General features: G+C 47.1%; 2 protein-coding genes. Both read left to right on the forward strand.

The annotated features are described in order from the left end of the window. Positions 1-435, forward strand: a 435-nt coding sequence (locus tag AC1DWB_RS34495) for a hypothetical protein (RefSeq protein WP_477545585.1), incomplete at its 5' end; no start/stop codon positions are given. A 166-nt stretch (positions 436-601) separates the two neighbouring features. Continuing rightward, on the forward strand, positions 602-1,811 hold a 1,210-nt coding region (locus AC1DWB_RS34500; RefSeq protein ID WP_477545586.1), incomplete at its 3' end, for a GTP-binding protein.

Below are 1,811 nucleotides of genomic sequence, written 5' to 3' on the forward strand. Positions count from 1 at the left end.
GTATTATTGCTTGGCAAGCTCGGTATATTCGGCTTTTTCTGGGGGCTGCTCTGGCCGGTAATCATTCTGGCAATCGGGATCGTCTTGCATATGCTGTTCTTCGGCAAAATATTGCCATCTGGTGTACTCATACCTGGTGGAATATTGATTACCTTATCGCTTCTGTTCTTCTTATGCAATCTTATTGGTTGGTCTGCTATGCAATATTTGTGGCCGGGTTATATATTCGCGGCAGCGGTTGGATTATATGAGTATTTTTTGTTCGCCCCACATAAGCCAAAAGGTGCCTTTATTGCTGCAATCTTATTAGCCGTCCTTGCTGCTTTATTCTTCGGGCTGACGCTGTTGTACACAATTGGGATCTATTTCATTGCTTTGGTACTTATTGTTGGTGGCGCTCTGATGTTCATGAAACCACGTCGCCGCTCTTGGTAATCTGCTTCACATTGTGCAATATAAGGGTTATAACTTGCGTTCTGCTGTGAATCAGAGTACAATAAAGCGTCGGCGCGTCGTCCGGCGCTTCTTTTATGAAACAAATGCACAATGCACAAAATATAGAGAGACAAAACCAATATTCGAGAGGATTGAAACAAAAACCATGCATTCCAGAGAACACATTCGTAATATCGCCATCATCGCGCACGTTGACCACGGCAAAACCACATTGGTAGACAAATTGCTCCAGCAGTCCGGTACGTACCGGGAGAACGAACAGATTCAGGAAAGAGCAATGGATTCCGGTGATTTGGAACGTGAGCGCGGTATTACGATTTTGGCCAAAAATACAGCGATCAACTATGAAGACTATTTGATCAATATCATGGATACACCTGGCCATGCTGACTTCGGTGGTGAAGTGGAACGGATCATGAAGATGGTTGACGGTGTATTGCTTGTCGTTGACGCCTTCGAAGGTTGTATGCCGCAGACGAAGTTCGTGCTTCGCAAAGCATTGGAGTCGAACTTGACGCCAATCGTTGTCTTGAACAAGATTGACCGCCCGAACGCTCGTCCAGCTGAAGTCGTCGATGAAGTGCTTGAGCTGTTTATCGAGCTAGGCGCGAATGACGATCAGTTGGATTTCCCGGTTGTATATGCTTCCGCACTTAATGGGACGTCCAGCAATGATCCAGAGAAGCAAGACGAGGATATGCAGGCGCTGTATGAGATGATCATCAGTCACATTCCACATCCGACAGAAGATCAGGAGCTGCCTCTGCAATTTCTTGTTACCCTGATGGATTATAATGAATATTTGGGTCGAATCGGGATCGGTCGGGTAAACCGCGGGAAGATTCGCCAAGGCCAGATTGTAGCGGTCATGACAAGAGAAGGCGCTACGAAGCAAGGTCGTATTGAGAAACTATTCGGCTTCCAAGGATTAAAGCGAATTGAGATTGAAGAAGCTGGAGCTGGGGACATTATTGCTATCGCCGGTATCAAGGAAATCAACATTGGCGAGACGATTGCCGATCCAGCGAATCCAGAAGCGCTGCCTGTATTGAAGATTGATGAGCCGACATTGCAAATGACGTTCCTTGTGAACAACAGCCCATTCGCAGGTAAAGAAGGCAAGTGGGTTACGTCCCGTAAGCYGCGTGAACGGTTGTTCAAGGAACTGGAAACTGATGTGAGCTTGCGTGTGGACGAAACAGACAGTCCAGATGCATTCGTCGTCTCCGGCCGTGGAGAACTTCATCTCGGGATCTTGATTGAGAACATGCGCCGCGAAGGATTCGAGCTGCAAGTGTCGAAGCCTGAAGTTATTATCAAGATCGTGGATGGTGTCAAGATGGAGCCTCTTGAGC

It is taken from the genome of Paenibacillus sp. P4_E11 (genome assembly GCF_056401635.1).